Annotated in this window: 26 protein-coding genes and 1 riboswitch; of the genes, 15 read left to right on the top strand and 11 right to left on the bottom strand. The window is 61.7% G+C overall.

Annotation, left to right across the window (positions count from 1 at the left end):
• Positions 1-112: 112 nt before the first annotated feature.
• A riboswitch (cobalamin riboswitch) is annotated at positions 113-296 on the bottom strand.
• Positions 297-346: 50 nt separating this feature from the next.
• A complete protein-coding gene (locus ACYQ4Z_RS07155) occupies positions 347-799 on the top strand; it encodes a hypothetical protein (protein ID WP_459860509.1) in 453 nt (150 codons plus the stop codon).
• A 234-nt stretch (positions 800-1,033) separates the two neighbouring features.
• Here ACYQ4Z_RS07155 and ACYQ4Z_RS07160 read toward each other — a convergent pair whose 3' ends face one another.
• Positions 1,034-2,395: an IS1380 family transposase gene (locus tag ACYQ4Z_RS07160; RefSeq protein ID WP_169116535.1), complete on the bottom strand. Its 1,362-nt coding sequence runs from the start codon at positions 2,393-2,395 to the stop codon at positions 1,034-1,036.
• A 150-nt stretch (positions 2,396-2,545) separates the two neighbouring features.
• Between ACYQ4Z_RS07160 and ACYQ4Z_RS07165 the strand changes: the two genes are divergently transcribed.
• Entirely contained in the window at positions 2,546-2,965 is a 420-nt protein-coding gene (locus ACYQ4Z_RS07165) for a hypothetical protein (RefSeq protein ID WP_459860510.1), read from the top strand.
• Positions 2,966-3,043: 78 nt separating this feature from the next.
• Positions 3,044-4,051: an IS5 family transposase gene (locus tag ACYQ4Z_RS07170; protein ID WP_459860511.1), complete on the top strand. Its 1,008-nt coding sequence runs from the start codon at positions 3,044-3,046 to the stop codon at positions 4,049-4,051.
• 8 nt (positions 4,052-4,059) lie between these two features.
• Here ACYQ4Z_RS07170 and ACYQ4Z_RS07175 read toward each other — a convergent pair whose 3' ends face one another.
• Entirely contained in the window at positions 4,060-5,226 is a 1,167-nt protein-coding gene (locus tag ACYQ4Z_RS07175; RefSeq protein WP_459860512.1) for an IS256 family transposase, read from the bottom strand.
• 283 nt (positions 5,227-5,509) lie between these two features.
• On the opposite strand from ACYQ4Z_RS07175, the gene ACYQ4Z_RS07180 reads away from it, so the two are divergent.
• The 3 genes from ACYQ4Z_RS07180 (at position 5,510) to ACYQ4Z_RS07190 (ending at position 8,092) form a co-directional block, all read left to right on the top strand.
• A complete protein-coding gene (locus ACYQ4Z_RS07180) occupies positions 5,510-5,920 on the top strand; it encodes an FTR1 family protein (protein WP_459860514.1) in 411 nt (136 codons plus the stop codon).
• Between the two features lie 85 nt (positions 5,921-6,005).
• Entirely contained in the window at positions 6,006-7,367 is a 1,362-nt protein-coding gene (locus ACYQ4Z_RS07185; RefSeq protein ID WP_169116535.1) for an IS1380 family transposase, read from the top strand.
• Between the two features lie 182 nt (positions 7,368-7,549).
• Complete coding sequence (locus ACYQ4Z_RS07190) at positions 7,550-8,092, top strand: FTR1 family protein (protein ID WP_459860737.1); 543 nt, start codon at positions 7,550-7,552, stop codon at positions 8,090-8,092.
• 21 nt (positions 8,093-8,113) lie between these two features.
• Here ACYQ4Z_RS07190 and ACYQ4Z_RS07195 read toward each other — a convergent pair whose 3' ends face one another.
• From ACYQ4Z_RS07195 to ACYQ4Z_RS07210, 4 genes are all read right to left on the bottom strand, one after another.
• On the bottom strand, positions 8,114-8,551 hold the full coding sequence (locus ACYQ4Z_RS07195) for an ExbD/TolR family protein (RefSeq protein ID WP_459860516.1): 438 nt from the start codon (positions 8,549-8,551) through the stop codon (positions 8,114-8,116).
• The gene (locus ACYQ4Z_RS07200) at positions 8,548-9,246 is read right to left on the bottom strand and encodes a MotA/TolQ/ExbB proton channel family protein (protein WP_219971973.1); all 699 of its coding nucleotides are present in this window, start codon (positions 9,244-9,246) and stop codon (positions 8,548-8,550) included. Before ACYQ4Z_RS07200 ends, ACYQ4Z_RS07195 begins: the two co-directional genes overlap by 4 nt.
• A 4-nt stretch (positions 9,247-9,250) precedes the next feature.
• On the bottom strand, positions 9,251-9,907 hold the full coding sequence (locus ACYQ4Z_RS07205) for an energy transducer TonB (RefSeq protein ID WP_459860518.1): 657 nt from the start codon (positions 9,905-9,907) through the stop codon (positions 9,251-9,253).
• 325 nt (positions 9,908-10,232) lie between these two features.
• Complete coding sequence (locus tag ACYQ4Z_RS07210) at positions 10,233-12,503, bottom strand: TonB-dependent receptor plug domain-containing protein (protein WP_459860519.1); 2,271 nt, start codon at positions 12,501-12,503, stop codon at positions 10,233-10,235.
• A gap of 143 nt (positions 12,504-12,646) precedes the next feature.
• Between ACYQ4Z_RS07210 and ACYQ4Z_RS07215 the strand changes: the two genes are divergently transcribed.
• The 8 genes from ACYQ4Z_RS07215 (at position 12,647) to ACYQ4Z_RS07250 (ending at position 18,300) form a co-directional block, all read left to right on the top strand.
• Complete coding sequence (locus tag ACYQ4Z_RS07215) at positions 12,647-13,012, top strand: DUF2946 family protein (RefSeq protein WP_459860520.1); 366 nt, start codon at positions 12,647-12,649, stop codon at positions 13,010-13,012.
• A gap of 51 nt (positions 13,013-13,063) precedes the next feature.
• Positions 13,064-13,660 carry an SCO family protein gene (locus tag ACYQ4Z_RS07220; protein WP_459860521.1) on the top strand — a complete coding sequence of 199 codons (597 nt, stop codon included), beginning with the start codon at positions 13,064-13,066 and terminating at the stop codon, positions 13,658-13,660.
• A 59-nt stretch (positions 13,661-13,719) separates the two neighbouring features.
• Positions 13,720-14,232 carry a copper chaperone PCu(A)C gene (locus ACYQ4Z_RS07225; RefSeq protein ID WP_285615545.1) on the top strand — a complete coding sequence of 171 codons (513 nt, stop codon included), beginning with the start codon at positions 13,720-13,722 and terminating at the stop codon, positions 14,230-14,232.
• On the top strand, positions 14,216-14,791 hold the full coding sequence (locus ACYQ4Z_RS07230; RefSeq protein WP_459860523.1) for a hypothetical protein: 576 nt from the start codon (positions 14,216-14,218) through the stop codon (positions 14,789-14,791). Before ACYQ4Z_RS07225 ends, ACYQ4Z_RS07230 begins: the two co-directional genes overlap by 17 nt.
• Positions 14,792-14,807: 16 nt before the next feature.
• Complete coding sequence (gene cobO, locus ACYQ4Z_RS07235) at positions 14,808-15,455, top strand: cob(I)yrinic acid a,c-diamide adenosyltransferase (RefSeq protein ID WP_219971982.1); 648 nt, start codon at positions 14,808-14,810, stop codon at positions 15,453-15,455.
• Entirely contained in the window at positions 15,452-16,753 is a 1,302-nt protein-coding gene (locus ACYQ4Z_RS07240) for a cobyrinic acid a,c-diamide synthase CobB (protein WP_119335846.1), read from the top strand. The genes cobO and ACYQ4Z_RS07240 overlap by 4 nt, the downstream gene beginning before the upstream one ends.
• A 3-nt stretch (positions 16,754-16,756) precedes the next feature.
• Complete coding sequence (gene ampD, locus ACYQ4Z_RS07245) at positions 16,757-17,311, top strand: 1,6-anhydro-N-acetylmuramyl-L-alanine amidase AmpD (protein ID WP_119335845.1); 555 nt, start codon at positions 16,757-16,759, stop codon at positions 17,309-17,311.
• A gap of 200 nt (positions 17,312-17,511) precedes the next feature.
• Positions 17,512-18,300: a transglycosylase SLT domain-containing protein gene (locus ACYQ4Z_RS07250; protein WP_219971984.1), complete on the top strand. Its 789-nt coding sequence runs from the start codon at positions 17,512-17,514 to the stop codon at positions 18,298-18,300.
• On the opposite strand, the gene ACYQ4Z_RS07255 is transcribed toward ACYQ4Z_RS07250, so the two are convergent.
• The 4 genes from ACYQ4Z_RS07255 to ACYQ4Z_RS07270 form a co-directional block, all read right to left on the bottom strand.
• A complete protein-coding gene (locus ACYQ4Z_RS07255) occupies positions 18,232-19,335 on the bottom strand; it encodes an ABC transporter ATP-binding protein (RefSeq protein ID WP_459860524.1) in 1,104 nt (367 codons plus the stop codon). The two genes, ACYQ4Z_RS07250 and ACYQ4Z_RS07255, sit on opposite strands and share 69 nt — an antisense overlap.
• On the bottom strand, positions 19,329-20,975 hold the full coding sequence (locus ACYQ4Z_RS07260) for an ABC transporter permease (RefSeq protein WP_459860525.1): 1,647 nt from the start codon (positions 20,973-20,975) through the stop codon (positions 19,329-19,331). Before ACYQ4Z_RS07260 ends, ACYQ4Z_RS07255 begins: the two co-directional genes overlap by 7 nt.
• A gap of 32 nt (positions 20,976-21,007) precedes the next feature.
• Positions 21,008-22,015: a Fe(3+) ABC transporter substrate-binding protein gene (locus tag ACYQ4Z_RS07265; RefSeq protein WP_219971987.1), complete on the bottom strand. Its 1,008-nt coding sequence runs from the start codon at positions 22,013-22,015 to the stop codon at positions 21,008-21,010.
• Positions 22,016-22,139: 124 nt separating this feature from the next.
• Positions 22,140-23,312, bottom strand: a complete 1,173-nt coding sequence (locus ACYQ4Z_RS07270; RefSeq protein ID WP_459860526.1) for an aminotransferase class I/II-fold pyridoxal phosphate-dependent enzyme — start codon at positions 23,310-23,312, stop codon at positions 22,140-22,142.
• A gap of 77 nt (positions 23,313-23,389) precedes the next feature.
• Between ACYQ4Z_RS07270 and ACYQ4Z_RS07275 the strand changes: the two genes are divergently transcribed.
• A complete protein-coding gene (locus tag ACYQ4Z_RS07275) occupies positions 23,390-24,253 on the top strand; it encodes a serine hydrolase (RefSeq protein ID WP_459860527.1) in 864 nt (287 codons plus the stop codon).
• Positions 24,254-24,280: 27 nt separating this feature from the next.
• Here the strand turns inward: ACYQ4Z_RS07275 and ACYQ4Z_RS07280 are convergent, their stop codons facing one another.
• Complete coding sequence (locus ACYQ4Z_RS07280) at positions 24,281-25,048, bottom strand: IclR family transcriptional regulator (RefSeq protein WP_219971990.1); 768 nt, start codon at positions 25,046-25,048, stop codon at positions 24,281-24,283.
• Between the last annotated feature and the right edge of the window lie 14 nt (positions 25,049-25,062).

Below are 25,062 nucleotides of genomic sequence, written 5' to 3' on the forward strand. Positions count from 1 at the left end.
TGCTTCCCTCCGAGCCATGCCGTTACGAAAATTCTGCGCTCGGGGGAAACAGCGAAACCGTGAATACGGAGTACGATGACGCTATCCCACGTGCCGTCACCCCGCGGCGCAGTTGGGTTTGCGCGTCACGATCGGTCTCCTGGCTTGCCGTCGCCCTGCCGCGACGCCTTCCCAGAGCGGTTGCTCCAGTGGCATCGTGTCGCGTCAGTCAGGCTCACAGTAGCGGGGGCTGCGCCGGATTTGCACCGGACTTCCCGTGTGGCCAATTGGCCACTATCGTCACGCGTGCGGTAATTATCAGGATTTGTCGTGTTGGAGTCAACACAAGCGTAGCACAGGAAGTCTCTTGACATCGAAAATGAGAACTACTATCATTGGCGTCATTGATCCGATCGGCGGCAGAGGAGAAGAAGTGATGAGTGGTTGCACGTTACAGCGGTTTGCGATGGGGGTATTCGTTACGGTCGCCTGTTTTTCGACAGTAACCGTTGTGCACGCAGAGCAGGGGATGGATGCGGTAAAGACGTATATGGTCGAGCATGCTACTCGAATGTTGGAAAACAGCAAAAAACTTTCAAATGCTGCCGAACGGTATTACCAAGCAAGCAAGACCTTCCGTTTCGACTACGGAGCGCTTTGGCAAAAGGATCGTCCGAATGTTGTCGGTTGGGTAAGTGAAATGAAAAAAGCGTGGTTATCCGCGCACAACAACTATGAAGAGGTGGAAGGGATCGTGGCAGGGATACCGACGTTGGCGCAATACGATTTGATTCTCGATGCGGGCAATCCTGGGACCTGAATCCGTGGTCACCAAAGTCGAAACCTTTCCTGTGAGCTGTCCGGCATGAAATTTTTGCCGGACAGACCGATTCATTGTCATGCCGACCATCTTTTCGGGGGTGATGGACCCGTATTTGCCCGCAAAAGTCGGCCTTGTCGGGACGGCGTTACGTCATATTGCAGCTTTCAGGCGAAGGGCTACCTTCCACCGCAGCGGAATCCGTCCTTGGGGTGGGTTTCAGCCCGACCATCGTCATGGCGATGCCGCTCGCAACAATCGCTGCTGAAGCGCGACGAACACCTGCACATGGCCGGCAAATCCGCGGCCAAAGTCGAGAATGAGTTTTCTGGCATGTGCCACAAACTTCGCCGCCCGGTACATGATCTCCTGCAACACCGTCTTGAGCCTTCTGCGCTTGGCCGGGTGGCGAATGGGCGCAATCTCGCCGGTCAGGCCCAATTGGCCAAGGAGGCGCAGGCAGTTGTAGGCGAATGCCCCCAGATGCAGGATCACGTCGTTGGTGTCGAACTTGCCCGACGGCAACCGTTCCAGATCAAGGTCAGATTTGATCTCGGCATGGAACTGTTCGTGTGTGCCGTGATACCGGTAGTGCTCGATCACCTCCACAGCCGGCAGGGTGAGGCTCGTCCACCAGCCTTCGATCTCAATGTCCGGCACCAGCAGGTGTTGTCCCTTCTTGTCGATGGTGCGCTCGGTCACCCGCACGATCAGCCGGAAGGTGCGCTTTTGTTTCTGCCAGGCGCGCTCGACCTGGAGGTCGAGAAGTCCCACCCGCTTGCCTGGTCGGGTCACTTCAAAGGCGTTCGCTTCCTCGGCCCGCTTGACCCAGGCCGTTCTGTCCTGCTTTCTTGGGTTCCACTTCGTGACGAATTCCAATACGCGCCCATCACGCGCCCAGGCGTCGCGTTCTTCCGCTTTGGCGAACAGCAGTCGCGCGCTGTCAAAGCCGCTGTCTTCGACCATCAGGACGGGTTGATCCGCCCTGACCAAACGCTTGACCCGAGGAAACGCCCGTTCGTAGAAGTACTCGGTCTCGAGCGCCGAATGCCAGTTCCCGGCACGCAGTTCCAGTCCCATGTTCCAGCCTTCGTTGCCCAGGTAGCCCGCAATCGGGCAATAGCCATCAACGCCTTGGTAGGTGTGGCCGACGTCCTCCTTCTTGGTATCGCTGTTGTCCATGACGAAGGTGTCGATCTCGAAGCGCACGAATCCTTTGTGCGGCGTGATCGGCGCTTTTGTCCTCTCCAGCAGGCGCACCGACAGCTCGTCCGTCCGCTCCCGCAACTCGCCGGCCTTGGCGTCGAGTCGCTGGCGCATCCAGGCACTGCTCGGCACCTTCGACAGCCCCAGCGCTTCCTTGAAGAAGCGATCCTGCCGAAACGGCTCGATGGCTTCGAAGTCGCTCTTGCCCAGACTGAGCAAGCCAGTCATCGCCTTGACCAAGTCGGAGGTCTTCATGCCTTGCGATACCGGCAAGCGCGGATCGATCACGGCTTCCACCTGCGCCGCCTCGCAGCATTGCCCAATCAGCGCCAGGCCGGAGTAAGAGGTCAGATTCAGCTTCGCGGATTGACGGACTTCAAAGCGGGGCATGATCAGTTGGGTGAAGAAGGAAGATGCCGTATTCTATCAATAAATCATATGGTTGCAATTGATCGGGGACAGGTTTCCCACGGATTCAGGCGTGAGGCAGTTGTGTTTCGCGATCGCGCTGAGCAGCTTTTGGGTAGCTTGCAGGGTGAAATGACGCCAGAAACGGTGGCGCAGTTGCGCGCACTATTTGCCGAGATGAAAACAGTCATTTTGAACAAAGGAGACGGCGGGCGCATCACGACACTCAGTCACGAAGCCGCTGACTTGGTGCACAAGGCATTTGCTGCTGTGGAAATAAAGCGCGACTGGCGTTCGGTTTTCCCTCTGTTATTCGAAACGTTGGACCAGATTCCCGAATTGGCGGCTGCGCAGCGGTGGGAAGAGGCGGAGATGAAGCGGCTTGAAGCGTATGCGTTCTTCGATCCCGATATCGAACAGTACCTCATGCCGCGTGCGCCGTCGTTGGTGGTGGCGCTGGAACGATCGTTTTGGGAGGGCAGTGCCGATCGTCCTGGGCTGCAACGGCTCATCGCCGAACGAGCGGATGCGCAACGGTTAAGGACACACTGATTTATTCGCAGATCGATGGGCCGAACTCATCCCTGACATGCGACAATTGAAGTACTGACATTTGATAGGCACTTGACGATGCAAGCGAGCTTTTCCGAACTGGAATATGCGAGCAAGAAGAAAGTGACGCGGCGCGACCGGTTTCTTGCCGAAATCGATGCGGTAACGCCTTGGTCGGCGCTGGTGGCTGAGATCGAACCGTTCTACCCGAAGGGAACCGGACGAGGCCGGCCGCCGATTGGCGTGGAACGCATGCTGCGCATGTATATTGCCCAGCAGTGCTTCGGATTGTCCGATGAAGGGATCGAAGACGCCATCTACGACAGCCAGGCCATCCGGCGCTTCGTTGGCATCGACCTGTCGCGGGAGTCTGCGCCCGATGCCACCACCCTGCTCAAGTTTCGCCGCCTGCTGGAAAAGCACCATCTGACCGAGCGCATCTTTGCTGCCATCAATACCGTGCTGGCGCAGAAGGGTTTGATCCTCAAGGAAGGCACGGTCGTTGATGCCACGATCATCGCCGCACCGTCCTCGACCAAGAACCGAAGCGGCAAGCGCGATCCGGAAATGCATCAAACCAAGAAGGGCAATCAGTGGTACTTTGGCATGAAAGCCCACATTGGCGTCGATGCCGAAACCGGCATCACCCACACGCTGGTGACCACCCCGGCCAACACCAATGATGTCACCCAAGCCCATGCCCTGCTGCATGGAGAAGAGAAAGTGGCCTTTGGCGATGCGGGCTACCAGGGCGTCGAGAAGCGGCAAGAGAACCGCAACGGCAAGGTTCGATGGGAAGTTGCGATGCGTCCGGGCAAACGCAAGGCGCTGCCGAAGACGGCGATGGGCAGGTTGATCGACAAGATCGAGCAACTCAAGGCAAGCGTGCGTGCCAAGGTCGAGCACCCGTTTCACATCGTCAAGAACCTCTTCGGCATGAAGAAGGTACGCTACAAGGGATTGGCGAAGAACACTGCGCAGCTCTACACGCTCTTTGGGTTGGCGAATCTGCTGATCGCCAAGCGGCAATTGTTTGCGCTGGTTGTGCAACCTTTTTTCTGTAAATTTCCGTGGTGTTGGTCATGACGCCGGGGTTACGGGTTGAGGTTGAGATAGACCTTGCCGGTCATCCACTCGTCGTCGAGTTCGGCCAGCAGCGCCGAGACCAGGCGCAGGCAGGAATCCATGTTGGGGAAGATGCTGGCCACTCGGGTGCGTCGTCGCAGTTCCCGGTTGATGCGTTCCAGCCCGTTGGTGGTACGCAAACGGATACGGTGCGCAGCGGGGAAGTCGAACACCGTCAGGGATTCAGGAATCGCGGTTTCGGCCCACTCGGCCAGTTTCGGATGCTCCTTGCGCCAGGTGTCCAGGGCGGCTTTCAAAAGCCGCTCGGCTTCTGCCTTGTCCGGAGCATTGAAGATCGCGCGCAGTGTCGCGGCGACGTGCTTTTTCGCCTCCTGTCGGGTGACGAACTGGCCGGCGTTTTGCTGCAGATGGAACTGGCAACGCTGCCAGGGAACAGAAGGGAACACCGCTTTGCGGGCAGCTTTGAGGCCCGCATGATCATCCGCGATGATGAGCTTGATCCCGTGCAAACCGCGGGCAAGGAGGGATTCCAGGAAACGTCGCCAATTGATCTCGGCTTCCGACGTGGCCACCGTGCAACCGAGCACCCGCCGTTTGCCCGTCGCATCGACGCCGACGGCGATCAAGACGGCACAATCGACGATTCGCCCTTCCAGCCGCACTTTCTCGTAACGGGCATCCAGAAAGAGATAGGGCACTTCGCCCAGAGGACGCTCGCGCCAGGCCGCAAGCCCCTCGTCGAGCCTGGCGGCGGCACGGCTCACCTGGGCGGTGGAGAGCGAAATCTCCGGCCCCAGCAGGCGCTGCAGTACCTCGATCACCCGGCGGGTGGAGACCCCCTGGACGTACATCTCGGCCAGGGCCAGATGCACCGCCTGATCGGTGCGGGTGCCTTTTTCGAGGGCAGAAGGGTAGAAGTCGCCGCAACGCACCTGGGGCACCTGAAAGGTCAGCTCACCAAGGCGGGTGAGTACCGTCTTGGGTTTGTACCCGTTGGCGTAGTCACGCCGTCGCTCACTACGTTCATAGGGCGCCGCTCCAAGGAACTGGGATCGTTCGATCTTGGCGGCTTCATTGACGAGGATGCGCAGAGCCTTGCCGGCACCCTCCAGTCCGTGTTCGAGCAACACAGCATAAGCCATTTCCAAAGGATTGGTTTCGACACGCATCGCCATGATGGGCATACTCCTTTCTCGAAGTCATGGCGTCAGACCGAGCGCCGCGCGCTTCCTGCCAGAGGCACTAAACGGAATTTACAGAAAGGATGGTACACAACCGTTTGCGCTCAACGCCCAAGGTGCGTCCTGAGAGAGGCGAAATGAGGAAATTCGCCGAGAAACGGGGCGAAAGCCAGCCGAAAATGGCGGCAAAAAAGACATTTCTTGCCCACCGAGGTGTGAATGTCGAAGGGATACGGTCACTCTCGCTCATTTCCAGTAAAATGCTGATTTGTTCAGCGTGTCCTTAAGGGAGCACATTGCAGCACTCAAAAAGGAGTTGAACGAAGGCAGAGCGCGATTGAGCGCCCAAGCCAGTCCGTTGGCAGTTTTGTTGCAGTCTCTGGCGATCATGATTCGAGAAGGTCTCGAAGCGGTTTTGGTGATTGGGGCGTTGCTCGGTGTTCTGAGAACGATGCAAGGAAACGAGTACACGCCCTACGTGTGGGGTGGGGTATCACTTGCCGTGCTCGCCAGTTTTGCGCTTTGGCTGCTTGCTGAACATATCGTTACCATAACGACGATGCAAAGAGAGTTGCTCGAAGGGGTCACCGCATTATTGGCTGCTGCAGTTTTGGTATATGTCACGCATTGGATTTTTCATAAGACTTATGTCGTGCAGTGGGTGCGTTTCGTTCAAACAAAGACCTGAATCCGTGGGAAACCTGTCCCCGATCAATTGCAACCATATGATTTATTGATAGAATACGGCATCTTCCTTCTTCACCCAACTGATCATGCCCCGCTTTGAAGTCCGTCAATCCGCGAAGCTGAATCTGACCTCTTACTCCGGCCTGGCGCTGATTGGGCAATGCTGCGAGGCGGCGCAGGTGGAAGCCGTGATCGATCCGCGCTTGCCGGTATCGCAAGGCATGAAGACCTCCGACTTGGTCAAGGCGATGACTGGCTTGCTCAGTCTGGGCAAGAGCGACTTCGAAGCCATCGAGCCGTTTCGGCAGGATCGCTTCTTCAAGGAAGCGCTGGGGCTGTCGAAGGTGCCGAGCAGTGCCTGGATGCGCCAGCGACTCGACGCCAAGGCCGGCGAGTTGCGGGAGCGGACGGACGAGCTGTCGGTGCGCCTGCTGGAGAGGACAAAAGCGCCGATCACGCCGCACAAAGGATTCGTGCGCTTCGAGATCGACACCTTCGTCATGGACAACAGCGATACCAAGAAGGAGGACGTCGGCCACACCTACCAAGGCGTTGATGGCTATTGCCCGATTGCGGGCTACCTGGGCAACGAAGGCTGGAACATGGGACTGGAACTGCGTGCCGGGAACTGGCATTCGGCGCTCGAGACCGAGTACTTCTACGAACGGGCGTTTCCTCGGGTCAAGCGTTTGGTCAGGGCGGATCAACCCGTCCTGATGGTCGAAGACAGCGGCTTTGACAGCGCGCGACTGCTGTTCGCCAAAGCGGAAGAACGCGACGCCTGGGCGCGTGATGGGCGCGTATTGGAATTCGTCACGAAGTGGAACCCAAGAAAGCAGGACAGAACGGCCTGGGTCAAGCGGGCCGAGGAAGCGAACGCCTTTGAAGTGACCCGACCAGGCAAGCGGGTGGGACTTCTCGACCTCCAGGTCGAGCGCGCCTGGCAGAAACAAAAGCGCACCTTCCGGCTGATCGTGCGGGTGACCGAGCGCACCATCGACAAGAAGGGACAACACCTGCTGGTGCCGGACATTGAGATCGAAGGCTGGTGGACGAGCCTCACCCTGCCGGCTGTGGAGGTGATCGAGCACTACCGGTATCACGGCACACACGAACAGTTCCATGCCGAGATCAAATCTGACCTTGATCTGGAACGGTTGCCGTCGGGCAAGTTCGACACCAACGACGTGATCCTGCATCTGGGGGCATTCGCCTACAACTGCCTGCGCCTCCTTGGCCAATTGGGCCTGACCGGCGAGATTGCGCCCATTCGCCACCCGGCCAAGCGCAGAAGGCTCAAGACGGTGTTGCAGGAGATCATGTACCGGGCGGCGAAGTTTGTGGCACATGCCAGAAAACTCATTCTCGACTTTGGCCGCGGATTTGCCGGCCATGTGCAGGTGTTCGTCGCGCTTCAGCAGCGATTGTTGCGAGCGGCATCGCCATGACGATGGTCGGGCTGAAACCCACCCCAAGGACGGATTCCGCTGCGGTGGAAGGTAGCCCTTCGCCTGAAAGCTGCAATATGACGTAACGCCGTCCCGACAAGGCCGACTTTTGCGGGCAAATACGGGTCCATCACCCCCGAAAAGATGGTCGGCATGACAATGAATCGGTCTGTCCGGCAAAAATTTCATGCCGGACAGCTCACAGGAAAGGTTTCGACTTTGGTGACCACGGATTCAGGAAAGATCCAGCAGTCAGTGTCAGACGGTCATTTGTTTGCGGTAGGAATGCTCAGTTTTTTGTCGTCTTCCGGGAAGGGTTCGAGACGGTACTTTTTTACGAAGCGCTGCTGCTCGATAGCCCTCCGTTTTGGGTGTTTTCCGGTTTTCTGATCGGTGTCGCGGGGACGATTTTCATCGCGTGGCTGCTATTGAAATTGGGTAGAAAGTTGCCTATCGAGAAGTTCTTTGCGGCGACCGGTATCTTGCTTATGATTCTTGCATTGGTGTTTACTGGTTTCGGAATGCGGGGACTGCAAACCGCAGGAGTTATCGAATCAACTCCTGTCCCTCATTTCCCGGAGTCGACTTTTCTGCAACTTTACTTGGGAATTTTCCCTACTTGGGAAAGCTTAATGGCGCAGGCAGCTCTTCTCTTGATGTTCCTAGTGGGGGTATTGGGAATCGTAGTTGTCGCCCGAAAAAACAGGGCAGCAACGCCCTCGTAGAGGTCGAAACCCCCAGCGTCTTCATGGTGAGTTAGGGTCGAGCAAAAACCGTGCGTCCGTGATTCCGGCTTGTGTGAGGGCCACCATCAATTGTGCCGCGGCTTCGAACGGCACCGTGCGTTCCACCGCAAGCAGCACCGGAGGTGGTGCGCTGGGTTGTGCACCGTCAACGAGCGCTGCCAACCGTTTTGGAAGTACCTCGCGGGGGAGCGGTTCGCCGTTCCAGAGCAGTGTTCCCGATGCGGTCAGCGTCAAAATGATCGCTTCTTGCGGTGGCGTTGCCGGTTCGGCATCGGCGTGGGGCAGTTTCGTACGGACCGCGTGCAAAAGGGCGGGAGCGGTGACGAGCAAGATCACGAGGAGCACCAGAAGCACATCGACGAGCGGGACGATATTGATCGTCGGGTTTGCCGTGATTCGGCGCTTTACGGTCAGGAACGGCAACGAGCGGTGCTTCATGGTGTTCGAGGAGGCTGTTCTTCGTTTTCCGCTAAGAGCAGCAGGTAGCAGGCGTGGGCAAAGGCCTCCAGCTCTGGGATCACCAAGCGGTTGGCGCGGCCGAAGAGGTTGTGGGCAATCGCCGCGGGGATCGCTACCGCCAGCCCCACCGCGGTCATGATGAGCGCCTCCCCAACCGGCCCGGCAACGGCGGCAAGCGACGCTTCGCCGGCGATCGCGATCGTGCTCAAAGCGTGGTAGATGCTCCAGACGGTACCGAAAAGGCCGATATAGGGGGCGGTGTTGGCCGCGGTGGCAAGAAGGGTCAGGCCCCACTCCTGCTCGGCCACTTCGCGTTCGAGCTGTGTTTGCAACGCCCGGTAGAGCCATTCGCTGCGGTGGAGCATCGCCCGGTGGCTGGCGGTACGCCAGGCGTCGAGCGCCGCGTGCGCCAGCCGCCCGTAAGGGTGATGCGTCGCCTCGCGCGGCGCAACCAGCGCGCTCAGCGCCGCGTGGCTGTCGACTTCGGCAAAAGCAGCGCGAAACGCGCGAACGAACGGCCGCTCGCGTGTGGCCAGCCAGAGCCGCGCGCCGATGATCGCTACGGTTGCAAAGAAGAGGAGCACGAGAACGATTAAAACTATCCACCCCACGGCATCGAGGCGGGCGAAAAAGGGGTGCGCAAAAAAGGCAAGCGGCATGAACGGTTCGCTCACGATGTTACCCGGAGTGTAACTGGAAACGAAAGGGTTGCCAGACGGTCACAGTCCGATCCTGAGATGCTCTCGGCAGGGCGCAGCGCCATTGGCGCACCGCTTTCAACGCGGCGGCGGTAAGCGCGGGATGGTCGGTGGAGGAGCGTTCTCGGTCGATCTCGGCGGCAACGATCGTTCCCGCCCCGGTGAGGGTCACGCGCAGGGTGACTACCCCCTCTATTCCGAGCCGCCGCGCCACGAGCGGGTAGGGAGGGGGCGGGCGATGGGTGCAAAAGACTTTGAGCTCAGCGTTTGCTGGCTCGGGGGGCGTTGGCGCGGGTGCTGCAGGAGAGGGCGCTGCCAGAGGTGCTGCTGCTGCTGCCGCAGGATCGTTCCCGTGGGTTGCGGCAGCAGGGTGGGCTTCCAGCGTAGCTGAGGGGGTTGGCTCGGCAGCCGTCTCCGCGTCGGCCGGTGGCGCTTTCTTGGAGGGAATGGGGGGGACAAGTGCAGAAGTGGCGATCGATGACGTCTGACGCGCCACCACCGGCTGTTCGACAGGGCGCGCGGGTTGCTCTTTTCGCGGCGGACGTTCCCGGCGATTGGCGGGTTTCGGGAACGAGTTGGGTGTAAGGGGAGCAGCAACTTGGGTTTTCGCGACCGGTTCAGGGGCTGCGTTTGGCATGGGTTCGGATGCAGGGGTTGCGGTAGGTTCAGGTGCAGGTTCGGGCGTCGGTTCAGATGCAGGACGGGACGCGGCGGACGCGCCATTTTGGTTTGTTACGGCAGATTCGGTCGTAGGCCCTGGTGCAGGGGCAGTAACCCAACCGACGGAAAGCGTTACGGCACGGGGCGGAGCCAGGGGGGTTGGGGTAGGAGCAAGCGCGCCCGCAGAAAGCGCCGCCCCGCCTACGAGCGATAGGCTGAGGAGCGCCCCTGCGGTTCGCTGTCGGTTGTGCCATGCGGTCATGGGATGAAGCATACCATCGGCATGCGCTGCCTGTGCGTGTTCAGAAGCGCACGCGCAGACTGGTCCACAGGGTACGCCCAGGGCCAGGGACTGGGGTACCCCACTGCGGCACGTTGGGGGGCGTCGGGTTGGTCATCGTCGTCCCTTGACCAATGTAGGCGCCGCCAAGCGGGTGGGCGTAAGAGCGGTCGAACACGTTGTCGATGCCGAAATGCCACGTCACGGCGTTGGAGAGCGTCAGGCTCCCTTGCCAGTGAAGCAGCGCGTAGCCCGCTGTCGGAATTTCGTTGCGTATGCGGTTGGTCCGCGATTTGCGTTCGACCGCTTCGACGATGAAACGCTGTTGCCACTGCCCACGCGTCTGGTCAAGCGTGAGCTTGACGTTGCGCGGCATCACCCCGTAGAGGTTGTCGCCCGTTTCGGTATTGCTGCCGCGGCTACACGCGAGCGTTGCGGCAAACGCCCAAGCGCCCCAGCCGTTGCGGGCAAGGGGCCCGCGTAGCGTCAACTCATGCCCGTAGAGCTTCGCCCGTTGGTTCACATATTTGAGTACCGTGAACCGGTTGGTGACGGGGGTGGCGCGGGGGGCGTTGGCGGTGGCGTCCCACTGCACGGCGTCGATGTAGTCTTCGATCACGGTGAGGTAGGGGCGCCACTCGATGCGCCACCCTTGGTCGCTTGCTTGCCAAGCCAGGCGTGCTGCAGCAGTGTAGGCCTGCTCCGGCTTCAGATCGAGGTTGCCGATGTAGCCGTTACCGTCGCCGACGAAATTGTTCATGAGCGCCGCCATTTGCCAGGTGCTCCACGGGTAGCGCTCATAGAGGCTCGGTGCGCGGCTCTGATGCGCCAGGTCGAGCACTGCGCTCCATTCCGGCGAGAGTTGCCAACTGTTGGACCAAACCAGGTTCCAGAGGGTGTCGCTGCGGGAGCGGTCGCTCGTATTGAACGCGGTGCTGTCGCGCAGTTGATAAGTGAAGCCTGGCGCGGTGCCGTCGCTGTTGGCGTAACCGTGTACCGGATCGGCGTCGGTGGTGACGCGCTCGACGCGCACCCCGAGCGTGGTGTGCCACGTGGGCGAGAGGGCGCGTTCCCATTCGGTGAAGAGCGCGGTCCGTTCCCGCACACCGTTGCGGATGTTCCAGAAGGTGTCGGGCCACATCCCACCACCCGAAGGGGGCCACCAGTCGTCCAGGGTGTAGCGGTTCCACTCTCCGCCCACGCGCACGAGTGACGCATCATCGAGTGCGACCGTTGCTTTGATCTTCGCGCCGTCGGTGGTGCTCGAGGCGTACATCGGCATTCCAGCGGCGCAGGTCGGGCCGAGGGGGGCGCACGGGGAACCGTCAAACGCCGTCGGGCCACCGGACGCCATCCCGTACCAGTAGCGTTTGTCTGCGCCGAAATCCATGAAGTGGTCGACCGTTTCATGGTAGAGCCGTGCTTCGAGCTCTCCCCAGGCGAAACGGCCGCGGTAGGTCAACGCGGCACGCTTCTCCTCGTTGTCCAAAAGATCCATCCGTTGGTTGGGGTAGAGCTGGTAGGGTTGCTGCTGCAGCCCCACTTCGGCACGTACCTCGTGTTCGCCGCTCTTCCAGCCGAAATCGACGGCGTGGTTGCGAACCTGGTAGGCGGTGGAGCCGATTGCGTCGGTATCCAAGGTGTGGCCAAGCCGTCCGGTAAAGCGGTAGTTTTTGAAGGGGCCGCCAGCGCGCAGGTTGTCGCTTTCGGCAAAACTGCCCTGGTATTGTGCTGCGAAGGTCTCGGTGCCGTACCAGGCGGCGAAGTCGACCGCTTTGCCGTTGCCGTTGCTGCGGTAGGTGGCGCCCGCTTCGCCACCACGAACGGGCGTTGAGTCGCTCGCGAATGGCGCTTTGCGCCGTTCCACCACCACCGCGCCGCCGATCGCGTCGCCACCCACCGAAACGGGGGTGACGCTCGGGTAGAGGGTGAGCTGTTCGATGCTCGTTGGCGCGATATAAGAGAGCGGCGTATTCATATGGTTGGGGCAGGTTGCGGTGAGATCCGCACCGTCGATCGTTACCCGCAGCCGTTCGTCGGCCAGTCCGCGCACCACCGGTAGCGGCGAAAGGGCTCCGCCAGCCAGGATTGAGCCGCCAGGTAATTCGCGGAAAAGCGCTGCGGTGGTCTGATACCGAGCGCGCAGCGAACGGATTGTTTCCGGGGTCAAGGCGAGCGCGTTGCCGCCGTCTTCGATCGCCTTGTCCGTGACCGTGATCGCAGGAAGCGTCTGTTGGGCTGCAGCAGGCAGAGAGACCGCTGCTAAGAAGGTGATAATGAGGTGCCTACGCATCAATGCGCTCCAGTAATCGAATTGCAGTGCGATATTGTGAGAAGAGCGCCGAACGCAAGCAATTGACAGCGATCAACTCGTTTGTTGCTGTTTGTTGATTCTGGTCAATGTCGCATCTCGATCGCTTCGGCTATACTTGAACCATGAATCGTCGAAACGCTGCGCTGTTGGTTGCCCTGTGGTGGTGCCTGACTGCGTTCTTCCCACTGGTGTCGTGGGAAGTGCAGGCGCAACACGTTTCTGCCGACGGCTGCCTCTTGGTCGGTGACGATTCTGGTGCGGCGATCGGGGTGCCATCGCGAATCCCCAGCGCCGCACACGACCATCACGATCCTTTCGCGGCGTGCGGATACTGTCTTCTTGCAACGACCCACCCAGGCATTGCGTCGCCATGGGTCGCGCCATGGGGGAGGGTTGTCACCGTCGCGACGCTGCCTGTCGCCTTTTATTTCGTTTTTGTCGATGCGATCGCGCATCGCCTCCCCCCGGTGCGCGCGCCACCCCGTTGATACTGCGATCGTTGAGGTTGTCGTGGAGTCATCGTATCAGCGGAGTACGCAATGGGACGTTTCTTCGTCACGTGCCGCCGTATCGTATGGGTGGTCTGTGCGGTAGTGCTTACTGCCTGTTCGGATCGACCGGCGTTTCACGCCCAAGAGATCACAGGTGCCGAATTCGGGCGTGATTTCGCGTTGCCGGATACCGAAGGGAAGGTGCGCCGCCTTGCCGATTTTCGCGGTGAGGTGGTGGCGCTCTATTTCGGTTTCATTCAATGTCCGGACGTCTGCCCAACGGCGCTTGCGCGTGCCGTCGAGGTGAAACGCCTTTTGGGCGCGCAGGGCGAACGCTTTCGCGTGGTGTTCGTGACTGTCGATCCCGAACGCGACAAACCGGAGGTGGTTCGTGCGTACCTGAATGCGTTCGATCCGGCGTTCGTCGGGTTGATTCCGCCCGATGCAGCAACGCTTGAAGCCACCGCCAAGGCGTTCCGTGTTTTTTACCGCAAGGTGCCTACGGGTGCGAGTTATACGATGGACCACACGGCAACCACGTTCGTTTACGACCCGAAAGGGAAATTGCGCTTGGCCGTGCCGCATGCGATGGGTGCGAAGGAGTTCTCTGAGGACGTCGCGCGGTTGTTGGCCGAGGCGCCGTGAGTGACGATTGGGTGGGTGTGCAAACCCTACCCGGAACGAGGAAAGGATTTGCCGTGGAAATGACACGTTTTGTGGTTCGCCGTAATCTGTTGGCTTGGCTGGTGGTTGGCGCAGTGGCTGGGGTGACCGCCACGGCACACGCACAAGCGCCGGTGACGATAACCGACCCGTGGGTACGGGCAACGGTACCTGGTCAGAAAGCCACCGGCGCGTTCCTGCAAATCACCGCGCACGAAGCGGTGACGCTGGTGGGCGGCAAGACACCGGTTGCCCCGGTGGTGGAGATCCACGAAATGAAGATGGTAGGCGACCGCATGCAGATGCGCGCGCTCCCCAATGGCTTGGCGATTGGAGCTGGGCAGACGGTTGCGCTCGAGCCCGGTGGTTACCACGTGATGTTGATCGATTTGCCGAAAGCGGTCGAGGTGGGGCAGAAGGTTCCCCTGACCTTGACGTTTACCACGGCCAACGGAGAGCGATTGGACGTCGATATCGAGGCGGAAGTCCGCCCGCTGGGGCGGATGGGGCGCCCGATGTCGCACGGAGGGCTTGGCCATGGGCCTCAGCGTTGAAGCGCTTCTTGGGGGGTCGGTCGAGTCGGTCGCAGCTGGCATACCCGCTCATCCTTCGCAGCAGAAGGAGACGCACGCTACGCGCCACGTCGAACGCGGCGTGCCTCTTTGGGCCGCGAAGCACGCTGGCCCGACGTGGCGCGTCGAGCGGGGAATCGTTGCGCTCTTTCAGCCCGACGATGGTCGTCTGAGTGCTGCCGAGCGGTTCGTGATGCTTGCTTACGGTGGTGACCTCATCGGGGTGGAGGCGCAACTCTTCGGCACGTATGCGTTCGATGCGGTTGCGCTCACCCGTACGGTGCTCACCTCGTGGAGCGCGGCACCGCTGCTACCGACGCACTATTTGCGCCAGGCCGAACGGGCGCACGAAGGGGCGCTCTTGCGCTCAGGTTCGGCGCTCGCGCGGCTCCAACGGTTGCGCAGGCTGCTCGACCGTGCTGCACCGGGGGCGCCGTGGCCAAGGCTGCGCGACATCGCCGCGATCACTGGGTTGCAGGTGGAGACGGTCTCGCGCCTCCTGTCACGAGAGCGTGGTAGGATTGTCGCTTCGTGTTCGTGACCGGATTTCCCCGACGATGGCAGACGCACCCGAACGGGCGCTGGCAACGCCAGCGCCCACGCAAACCGATGCAACCGAAGCGCGCCACCAGGCGCGGATGGCGCGCAAAAAAGCGGTAATCGACCAGAAGATCGCTGCGGCGAAAACCGAACGCGGTGTGGTGTTGGTCCATACGGGGCCAGGCAAAGGGAAATCGACCGCGGCGTTTGGGTTGCTGGCGCGGGCGCTCGGTCATGGCTTGCGTGCCGTCGTCGTGCAGTTCGTGAAGGGGCGAAGCGACACGGGCGAAGAGGCCTTTTTCCGGCGGCAGGCGAACGTCACTTGGGTGGTGAGCGGCGAAGGGTTTACCTGGGAGACGCAGAGTCGAGCGCGCGATGTCGCGGCGGCGGAAGCAGGGTGGCGCGCCGCGGAGACGGCGCTAGCGGACCCTACGGTTGGTCTCGTGGTGCTCGACGAACTCAATATCGTGCTGAAGTACCGCTACCTGCCGCTCGAGCGGGTGTTGACGGCGCTCGCCAACCGTCCGGCGATGCAGCACGTGGTGATCACGGGGCGCGGCGCGCCGCCGGAACTGCTCGCCGCTGCCGATACGGTGACCGAGATGCGGCTCGTGAAGCATGCGTTTCAGGCGGGCGTTGCCGCGATGCCGGGGGTGGAGTTTTGATCGCTTCGTTGCTTGCTGCCCCAGCGTCGGGGCAGGGGAAGACGGTGGTAACCGCGGCGCTTGCGCGCGCGCACCGCAAGCTGGGGCGACGTGTGCGGCTCTTCAAGTGCGGTCCCGATTTTCTCGATCCGATGGTGCTCGCTGCGGCCTCAGACGCGCCGGTGGAGAACGTCGACCTTGCGATGTGTGGGCTCGACGATGCGCGCTGGCGGTTGGCGCGTGCGGCTCGGGATGCCGACGTGGTGCTCGTCGAAGGGGTGATGGGCCTGTTCGACGGCGATCCGTCGGCGGCCGAACTGGCAAAACGCCTCGGATTGCCGGTGTTGCTGCTCATCGACGCAGGCAAGATGGCGCAGACCTTTGCGGCGATCGCGCACGGGTTGGCGTCGTTCGACCCCGAATTGCACGTTTGGGGGGTCGTGGCGAATCGTGTCGCGGGGGCGCGTCACGCGGCAATGCTCAGCGAACGGTTGCCGTCTGGGCTGGCATTCGTCGGCGCGTTGCCTAAGCGATCCGAGGCGCAGTTGCCCGAACGCCATCTGGGGCTTTTCCAGGCTGCTGAGATCGCCGACCTCGACGCGCGGCTCGACGCATTGGCCGACGCGATTCTGCCGTGGGTTGCCGACGCTCCCTGGCCTGAGGTTGATTTGCCGGATGCGCCTGCACCGAACCTGCCGCCGCTGCTTGCGGGCAAGCGCATCGCGGTGGCAGAGGACGCGGCGTTTTCGTTCCTCTACCCAGCGAACCGCGAATGTCTTGAAGCACTGGGGGCAACGCTCATCCCGTTTTCCCCCGTTGCCAATGAGGCTGTGCCATCGGCTGCCGACGCCGTCTGGCTCCCCGGGGGGTACCCCGAGCGTTTCGCAGCGGAGCTGGCGGCAGCAGAGCGGTTTCGCATGAGCCTTCGCGCCGCCCATGCTGCTGGGGTTCCGATCCTTGCCGAATGTGGCGGGATGGTGGCGGTGGCGACCACGCTCGAAACGCTCGATGGGCAGCGATATCCGATGGCTGGATTGCTCCCGGGGCATGTCGTGATGCAGTCGCGCCTTGCGGCATTGGGCGGGCAGCGGCTGGTGCTGCCGGAAGGGACCCTCACAGGCCACACCTTTCACTATTCCCGTTGGGAAACGCCACCGCAGACGCCGTGGCGCTTCGCGGAATATCACCCCCCACGGGACAAGGGAGCGCACGGCGAAGCGATCTACCGGGTGGAGTCATTGACGGCAAGCTACGTCCACTGGTATTTCCCTTCGGCACCTGCCGTGATCGCCGCCTGGTTGGGTGGCAAGCCGGAGTGAGCGGTGCGCTTGCCGGTCGATCGCGTCCTCGATTCCCCCCATGCCGACGCACGCCCGTCCGACGCCGTGGTGACGCTCGCGGTGATCCATGCGATCAGCCTGCCGCCGGGCCACTTTGCCGGAGACGCGATCGAGCGCTTTTTCCTCGGCAGACTCGACCCAGACGCGCACCCGTTTTTTCGCACGATTGTCGGGCTTCGCGTCTCGGCGCATTACCTGATTCGACGCGATGGTACGACCATCGCGTTCGTCCCGCCCGAACGACGGGCGTGGCACGCGGGAGTTTCCCGCTGGCGCGGGCGCGATCGGTGTAACGACTTTTCGATCGGGATCGAGCTCGAAGGCGACGACAGCACGCCGTTTGCGCGGGCGCAGTACGATCGCCTCGCCACATTGCTGACGGCGCTGCGTCACCGTTTCCCGCACATGGTCGACCTCGCGGGCCATTGCGATATCGCGCCCGGTCGTAAAACCGATCCCGGGCCGCTTTTCTCATGGGCGGCACTCGCTGAGCGCTTGTACCCTACCGGCCTATCCTGGCACTTTCCCCACACGTGATCGCAGCGGTGTCGCAGATTCGCCACAACCTTATCCGCTTTCTGCTTGTTTTTGCGTAATTTTTCTTGAAACGTCAAGCTTTTGGCGCTATCCTAGCGACACCCCCAAAGAGAAGACACTGCCGCTGGGCGTTTGCCTAAAGCGGTAGGAATTTCTTCGCCCGACACGAGTCGGGTGGTCGAAAAAAAAGGAGTCACACAATGAGATGGGTACAGTGGTTTGGTCAGGCGGCCGCCCTGACTTTTTTTTCCGGGCTGCTTTATGTTGCCCATCACGATCCTCGTCCGCTCTTGACCTGGTCGATCGAACCGGTGAACGCCGCCAATTTGCCTGCGCTTCCGCCGGCGTTCGTCGGATACCAAGGCGAGGATCGTCCGCTGGCGATTCCCGCGAACGCAGAGGGTCGTTCCAGGGTCGCGGTAACGCAAGGCGACGATCGCGCCGAATTCGGTGCCCAAACCTCGTTGCAGATCTATTCGCTCACGGAAAGTACCCCCGAACTCAGAAAATTGCGCCGTTTCGTCGCGAAGCGCTACGATACGCCGGAGCAGCAATTGGTGCGCTGGTTCAAGGCGATCGAGACCGAAGCGCGCCGTTATGGCTTCGATCCGCTGCTGATCGTCGCGATGATCGCGGTCGAATCGGGGTTCGACCCGAAAGCGAAGAGCGATCAAGGGGCATTGGGCCTGATGCAGGTAATCCCTGAATGGCACCTGGACAAGATCGATGCACGTGTCGATGGCGCACCGCAAGCCGACCACCTTTTCGATCCCGAGATCAATATCGCGGTCGGGATCGAAGTGTTGGCCGAAGGGTTGCAGCGTTTCGGTTCGTTGGAATTGGCGCTGCAGTACTACAACGGGAGTTTGAAAGATCCACAAAAGCGCTACAGCAAAAAGGTGTTGGCGCGCTATCGGCAATTACAGCGTGTGGCTGGGCTCGAAGGTACGCGCGTTGCGGTTTTGCCCGGCACCGACGATACCCGCTGAGGTCCGGCGAAACACCACGACATGGCGGGTGTCGAGCCGTACGCCGATCGCGCTCTCGAGCGGCAAGGGATCGTGGCTGGGGTGATCCATGAGGACGATGGCGCCGCTTGCGAGCCGCAAGGTATAGCGGATGATCGAACCGCGAAAGACCGCATGGATCGGGCGCGCGATCACCGGGCTGGCTTCGTCGTGCACGAGGTCGTCTGGGCGCAGCAGCACGTCGACCGCATCCCCCGGCGAAAGGGTGGTATCGGTGAGGCACGGTAACGTGCCCAGTTCGGTGCGCACCTGTCGTCGCGCTTCGAAGGTTCCGGGTAAAAACGCCCCCTCGCCGACGAATTCGGCAACGAAGCGGTTCTGGGGTTGATGGTAGAGCCCATACGGGGTATCCCATTGGACCAGTTGGCCGTTTGTGACCACGCCCAAACGGTCGGCGATCGCAAATGCCTCGAATTGGTCGTGGGTGACGAGGAGTGCCGTTACCGCTTCGTGTTTGAGGATGCGGCGCACCTCCATTGCCAGACGTTCGCGGAGCCTCGAATCGAGGTTGGAGAACGGCTCATCCAAGAGCAGAAGCCGAGGCCGTGGCGCCAGCGCCCGAGCCAACGCAACGCGTTGCTGTTGGCCGCCGGAAAGCTCATGGGGATACTTGTGCGCGGCGGCGCCGAGATCGATCAGGCTGAGAAGCGCTTGGACGCGCGCCGTGCGCTCCTTGGGCTGCCACGCCCGTAGCCCGAACGCGATGTTCTCCGCAACCGTCAAGTGCGGGAAAAGCGCATGGTCCTGAAATACCATGCCCACGCGGCGGCGGTGGGGTTCGAGCGCGCGGCGGGCATCGGCAACGGGCGTGCCGTCGATTGCGATCGTCCCTGCGTCCGGGGTATCGAACCCCGCGATCAGCCGCAGCACCGTCGTCTTGCCGCTTCCGCTCGGCCCCAGCAGGCAGCCGATCATGCCCGCATCGAGCGTCAGCGAGAAATCGCGCAGAACCGTATGGGTGCCAAATCGCTTCGTGACCTGCTCCAGTGTCAGCATGGTGTTTCCCGAGTGTGTGCCGAGGTGGGATGGGTGACCTCTTTGGCAAGGAACCAGGCGGGAAGGGTGCCCGCCAACGTCACCGCCAATGCCGGAAGTGCCGCCTCTTTCCAACGCCCGTCGTTGGTCAATTCGAAAATTCGGGTAGCGAGCGTCTCCCAACCGAATGGGCGGGTCATGAGGGTGATCGGCAACTCTTTCAAGATATCGATGAAGACGAGTGCCGCTGCGGCGAACAGCGCCGGCCGCAGCAACGGAAGGTGGATCCGGCGCAGAACGCCGTATTGGGTTTCGCCCAAACTGTGCGCCGCTTCGTCCATCCGCGGCGTGACCCGTGCCAGCGCCGTCTGGATGGGGCCGAACGCGACCACCAAAAAGCGGATTGTGTACGCGATGAGCATCGTCACGACCGTCCCGCCCAGAATGGGCGGCCAGTGGGCATCGAACCACCGGCCCAGCGCGACCCACGCGTGATCGACCGCGCTGGTGACCGCGACGACGCCCACCGCCAGAACCGCACCCGGCAGCGCATAGCCCACGGTGGCGATGCGAACTGCGGTGTGCATGAGCGGGCGACCATCGAGCCGCTGCGCGTAGGCAAGGAGCACCGCGAGCAACACGGTAACGAATGCGCCACTACCGCCCAGCAAGAGCGAATTGGCGAAAAAGTGCCAGTAACGGCTCGTCAACGCGTCCCGCCCCAGTGTCCACGCCCAAACGCCGAGTTGCGCAACGGGCAAGAGGAGCGCGACCGCCAACACCACGGTGCAGACGAGCGTTGCGCTCCAGGCGGGGAGTGGTGCGAGCCGTGTCGGGGTGAGTGGCTGACTGCGGCCCGTGGTGGTGAAACGCGCCCGCTTGCGCGCCCACTGTTCGAAGAGCAGCGCCAGAACTGCCAAAAACGCGAGGAGCGCGGCGATCTGCATCGCAGTCGGTAAGGAAAAGAGTGCATACCACGCCTTGTAGATCCCGACGCTCAACGTTTCGACGCCGAAAAGCGCGACGACCCCGAAATCGGCGAGCACCTCGAACGCAACGAGCGCGCACCCCGCAACGATCGCCGGACGAGCAAGCGGGACGGCGACACGCCAAAAGGCTTGTCGTCGGGTGAGCCCCAACGCTTGTCCTACCTCCAACGCCCGCGCGCTGGTAGTCACGAACGCGACGCGCGCTGCCAAATAGACGTACGGATAGAGCGCGAACGCAAGGACCCAGGCCGCGCCCCACAGTGTCCGCACTTGCGGCAAAGGGAGGTCCCAGCGCTGCAGGAAGCCGGCGACACTGCCGGTGACGTCGAACCAGGCAAGATAGACGAAGCCGAGCACGTACGCAGGCATCGCGAGTGGCAGCAGAAGTGCCCAGCGAAAGAGCGCTACGCCAGGAAAGCGGTACGCCGTGGTGAGCCACGCCAGCCCCACCCCCAACCCGAACGCCAAGAGCAAGACGACGAGCAGCAACTGCGCCGTCTCTAGGAGTTGTGTCGGTAAGAGATAGGTGGTGAGATGGTGCCACACGTCAGAATCGATCGCGCGAAACGACGCGACGATCGCAACGAGCGGTGCAGCGGCAAGGGCAACGAGCCCCGCCACCACGACGTGCCAAAAAGCGAAACGGGGCACACCTGCGGGTGTGCCCGTCACGGCAAAGCGTTTCAACGTGTGCAAGTGACCGATTAGCGCCAGCCAGCGCGATCCATCAATTGTACCGCTGCGCGCTGCAATTCACCCGCTTTGCTGAGCGGCGTCTGGCTCGCTTGGAAAGTACCCCAGCGGGCGACGACGGGGCTCACCGGTGTGCCTTCCACCACCGGGTATTCGTGGTCCTGCTCGGCAAAGATCTTTTGCGCGTCAGAGGTAACCAACCACTCGATGAACCGTTTCGCCAGTTCCGGGTGTTTGGCGTGTTTCGTCACGCCAACCCCTGAGACATTGACATGCACGCCGCGATCCTGTTGATTGGTCCATACCGGCACCACGGGGAATTGTGGGTTTTTGGCGACCAAGCGTCCCAGGTAGTAGGTGTTGGTGATACCGACATCGCAGATTCCTTGCGCGATCGCTTCCAGGACGGCCGTGTCGTTGGGGAAGGGGAGCGTGGCAAGGTTCGCGACCCACCCTTTGACGATCGCTTCGGTCTTGGCTTCACCCAGATCGGCGATCATCGTCGCGACCAACGACTGGTTGTAGACGTTTTTCGACGTGCGCAGGCACAAACGCCCTTTCCATTTCGGGTCGGCCAAATCCTCATAGCGCGCGATTTCGTCGGCGCGGACGCGCTCGACGTGGCGCATCACGGTGCGGGCGCGCAGGCTCACGCCAAACCAGTGGTTGTCTGCATCGCGCAGATGGGCGGGAATTTTTTGCAAGACGACGTCGCTGGTAAGCGGTTGCAGCACGCCAGATCTCTTCGCAAGCCACAGGTTGCCCGCGTCGACGGTGATCAAGACGTCGGCTGGTGTGTTTTCGCCTTCGGCTTTGAGCCGTTCGATCAACGCGCCGTCTTTGTCCGTGGTAAAGCGGACGGTGATGCCAGTGGCTTTGGTGAACGCATCGAACACCGGTTGGATCAACTGTTCGTTGCGCGACGTATAGACGGTAAGCGTCTCGGCCGCAACGGTTGCCGAAACGGGCGCAGCGATCAGCGCTGCGGTGAGTGCGGTCAGAAACGTTCGGCGTTGCATTGCTGTGGGCTCCTGTGATGTTGAAGACACGCGCCATGATAAAACAAACAAGAATCGTTTGCAATAACTTCCGAGAAATTTTGTGCGCAGCAAAGACGCCGAAAGAGAGGCGTAAGTTTCCCGCTCAGCCGACAGTGAGCAGGCGCGCGATCCGAACGCACGCTTCGGCGATGCGATCGGCGTCGGTGGTGTAAGCAAAGCGCAGGTAGCGGTGGGCGTTGTGTTCGCCGAAATCGCGCCCCGGGGTCACCGCGACGTACGCTTCTTCCAGGAAACGGTGGGCCCAGGTGTCGGCGTCGTCCCCGAGCGAAGCGATGTCGACGTAGGCGTAAAACGCCCCTTGCGGGTGCGCGGGCGGAGTGAGGTGAAGCGCGGCCAACCCTGCAAGGAGCGTTTCGCGGCGCTCAGCAAACGCCTGGCGCCGTGCCTCCAAAATTGCCAGCGTCTCCGGCGAGAACGCAGCGAGTGCGGCGTGTTGCGCCACGGTAGAAGGCGCGATGTAGAGGTGCTGCGCGAGTTTTTCCGCTTCGCGCGCGATCGCGGCGTCGGGGCACAGCAACCAACCGAGCCGCCAGCCGGTCATGCCAAAATATTTCGAAAAGCTATTGACGAGGAACGCGTCGGGAACCGTTTGGTAGAGCGTTGCGCGAGGGCTCTCAAACGTCAACCCCTGGTAGATTTCATCCAGGATCAGCACGCCGTAATGGGCACGGACCACGTCGGCAAGCGCGGCAGCCTGCGCGGGGGTGATCATCGTACCCGTGGGATTGCTGGGAGAGGCGAGAAGCAGTCCACGGGTGCGCGGCGTCCAAGCCTCGGCAACGGCCTGCGGCGTCGGTTGGAACGCTGTTTCGGGATGCACGGGGAGCAACCGAGCGTGCCCTTCGAAGAGGCGGATCAGATGGCGGTTGCAGGGGTAAGAGGGGTCGGGCAGCAGCCATTCGTCCCCCGGATGGGTGGTGAGCGCCAAGGCCAACGTCAGCGCAGCCGACGCGCCCGCGGTGACGACGATCTGTTCTGGGGTAACCGCCGCCCCCAACCGTTCGGTGTAATCATGGGCGATCGCTTCGCGCAGCTCGGGAAGGCCTGCGGCATTGGTGTAGGGGACACGCCCCGATCGTAGAAACCGTTCAGCTGCGGCGACGATCGGTTCCGGTGTGGGGAAGTCCGGTTCGCCCACCTCCATGTGGATCACGTCGTGACCGGCGCGTTCGAGCGCGTGCGCGCGGCGCAGCAGTTCCATCACATGAAAAGGGGCGATTTCCGCAACCCGTGGGGCGAGCGTCCAGGAGGGCATCGTTTCCTACTCACGTTGTCAGACAAGCGGCAATGTTTTATCATGTTCGCTAGCGATTGGCTAGAGGATGCGTGCAGATGGCGATGATGCAGGTCATACGGCGTGTGGCCGTGGGTTTCCTCTTAGGCATGTGGCTGTCGTTCGCCCATGCCGCAGCAGGCCCAGGGGTGCGGTCGGAAGCCTATCTGGCGGTCGACGCCCAGACGCTCGCGGTGTTGGCGCAGCACGGGAATCCAGAAGAGCCGCGGCCCATTGCGTCGATCACCAAGCTCTTGACGGCGCTCGTGGTGCTCGACGCCCAGCAACCGTTGGACGAGCGGATCACGATCACCCACGCCGATTACGACCGGATCAAGGGAACGCGATCCCCGTTGTCTGCGGGAACGCAGCTCACCCGCAGCGAAGCGCTCAAAGTGGCGCTGATGGCTTCCGACAACCGCGCCGCAATGGCGCTTGCGCGCCATTATCCTGGCGGACCAGAGGCGTTCGTACGCGCGATGAACGTGAAGGCCAAGATGCTTGGCATGCGCCACAGCCGCTTCGTCGATCCGGCGGGGTTGTCCCCGGAGAATGTCGCCTCCATGAACGATCTGGTGCGCCTAGTGCGTGCCGCCTACCAGCACCCGTTGATCCGCGACTATTCGACGCAAGAGGAAACCGTGGTGCGAACCCGAAGCGGTTTGGTGCGGTTTCGTTCCACCAATGCGTTGGTGCGCAACGACTCCATGCCCGTTGCGCTGCAAAAGACGGGCTATACCCGCGAAGCGGGGCGTTGTCTGGCGCTGGTGACTCCGGTCAAAGGGCGCCCAACCATTTTCGTCCTCTTGAACAGCTGGGGGAAATATACCCGCATTGCCGACGCCAAGCGGTTGCGCTATTGGTTGGAAACGGGCAAACCGTTGCCTGCCCGCGCGCAGCAGGGTGGTCGCCGTACCGGTTGACCGTGGGTACGGGCCGGTTGCGTTCGGCTACTGCTTGTGCCCAAGCGCGCGCGAAATCGCTGCCGCGGTGGCTTTGACGAGTGGTGCTTTGTCGCGGTCGAACCGTTCCGCAGGGGTCGAGAGCGAAATGCCGGCAACGAGTGCGCCGGTTTCGTCGCGGATCGGTGCGGCGATGCAGCGCACGCCGAGCTCCTGTTCTTCCAAGTCGTACGCAACCCCCTCCTGAGGCAACTTGGCGAGTTCGGCTTCGAGTGCAGCACGCGTGGTTAACGAATGGGGGGTTTGCGGCGCCAGACCCGTACGGGCACAATAGGCGGCGCGCTCAGAGGGCGACATCTCGGCCAAGAACCACTTGCCGGTGGCGGTGGTATGGAGCGGCGCGCGCGAGCCGACGATATGGACCACGCGTACCGACGAGCGGCCACCCGAGGCGCGCTCGATATAGACGATCTCGTCGCCATCGCGTACCCCCAGATTCACGCTCTCGCCCGTGGCGTCGTGGAGCTGTTGGAGATAGGGAAGTGCGACGTCCCGCACGGTGAGCCGCTCTTTCACCTTCGCGCCGAGTTCCAAGAGGCGCAGCCCCAGTTGATATTGGCCGCCGTCGAGTCGTTCGACGAGGCCGCTTGGGACGACTGCGTTGAGGATGCGGTGCACGGTGGACGGCGGGAGCCCCACCTGCGCGGCCAGATCCCGGAGTGCAACGGGGGCGTTGTGTTCGGCCAGGAGATCAAGGAGGCGCACCAGGCGGTCGATGACTTGGATTCCTGAGGGCTTCTCGTGGGGGGCGTTCATCTTTTTTGGGCTGA

This window comes from Hydrogenophilus hirschii, assembly GCF_054656675.1.

Coding starts and splice junctions, on each gene's coding strand:
- ACYQ4Z_RS07215 (WP_459860520.1), top strand. CDS start 12,647: ATGAATCGTCGAAACGCTGCGCTGTTGGTTGCCCTGTGGTGGTGCCTG.
- ACYQ4Z_RS07195 (WP_459860516.1), bottom strand. CDS start 8,551: ATGAAGCACCGCTCGTTGCCGTTCCTGACCGTAAAGCGCCGAATCACG.
- ACYQ4Z_RS07165 (WP_459860510.1), top strand. CDS start 2,546: ATGACGCCAGAAACGGTGGCGCAGTTGCGCGCACTATTTGCCGAGATG.
- cobO (WP_219971982.1), top strand. CDS start 14,808: ATGGCAGACGCACCCGAACGGGCGCTGGCAACGCCAGCGCCCACGCAA.
- ACYQ4Z_RS07275 (WP_459860527.1), top strand. CDS start 23,390: ATGGCGATGATGCAGGTCATACGGCGTGTGGCCGTGGGTTTCCTCTTA.
- ACYQ4Z_RS07160 (WP_169116535.1), bottom strand. CDS start 2,395: ATGCCCCGCTTTGAAGTCCGTCAATCCGCGAAGCTGAATCTGACCTCT.
- ACYQ4Z_RS07210 (WP_459860519.1), bottom strand. CDS start 12,503: ATGCGTAGGCACCTCATTATCACCTTCTTAGCAGCGGTCTCTCTGCCT.
- ACYQ4Z_RS07255 (WP_459860524.1), bottom strand. CDS start 19,335: ATGCTGACACTGGAGCAGGTCACGAAGCGATTTGGCACCCATACGGTT.
- ACYQ4Z_RS07225 (WP_285615545.1), top strand. CDS start 13,720: ATGACACGTTTTGTGGTTCGCCGTAATCTGTTGGCTTGGCTGGTGGTT.
- ACYQ4Z_RS07175 (WP_459860512.1), bottom strand. CDS start 5,226: ATGGCGATGCGTGTCGAAACCAATCCTTTGGAAATGGCTTATGCTGTG.
- ACYQ4Z_RS07220 (WP_459860521.1), top strand. CDS start 13,064: ATGGGACGTTTCTTCGTCACGTGCCGCCGTATCGTATGGGTGGTCTGT.
- ACYQ4Z_RS07265 (WP_219971987.1), bottom strand. CDS start 22,015: ATGCAACGCCGAACGTTTCTGACCGCACTCACCGCAGCGCTGATCGCT.
- ACYQ4Z_RS07170 (WP_459860511.1), top strand. CDS start 3,044: ATGCAAGCGAGCTTTTCCGAACTGGAATATGCGAGCAAGAAGAAAGTG.
- ACYQ4Z_RS07270 (WP_459860526.1), bottom strand. CDS start 23,312: ATGCCCTCCTGGACGCTCGCCCCACGGGTTGCGGAAATCGCCCCTTTT.
- ACYQ4Z_RS07205 (WP_459860518.1), bottom strand. CDS start 9,907: ATGCCAAACGCAGCCCCTGAACCGGTCGCGAAAACCCAAGTTGCTGCT.
- ACYQ4Z_RS07280 (WP_219971990.1), bottom strand. CDS start 25,048: ATGAACGCCCCCCACGAGAAGCCCTCAGGAATCCAAGTCATCGACCGC.
- ACYQ4Z_RS07250 (WP_219971984.1), top strand. CDS start 17,512: ATGAGATGGGTACAGTGGTTTGGTCAGGCGGCCGCCCTGACTTTTTTT.
- ACYQ4Z_RS07185 (WP_169116535.1), top strand. CDS start 6,006: ATGCCCCGCTTTGAAGTCCGTCAATCCGCGAAGCTGAATCTGACCTCT.
- ACYQ4Z_RS07230 (WP_459860523.1), top strand. CDS start 14,216: ATGGGCCTCAGCGTTGAAGCGCTTCTTGGGGGGTCGGTCGAGTCGGTC.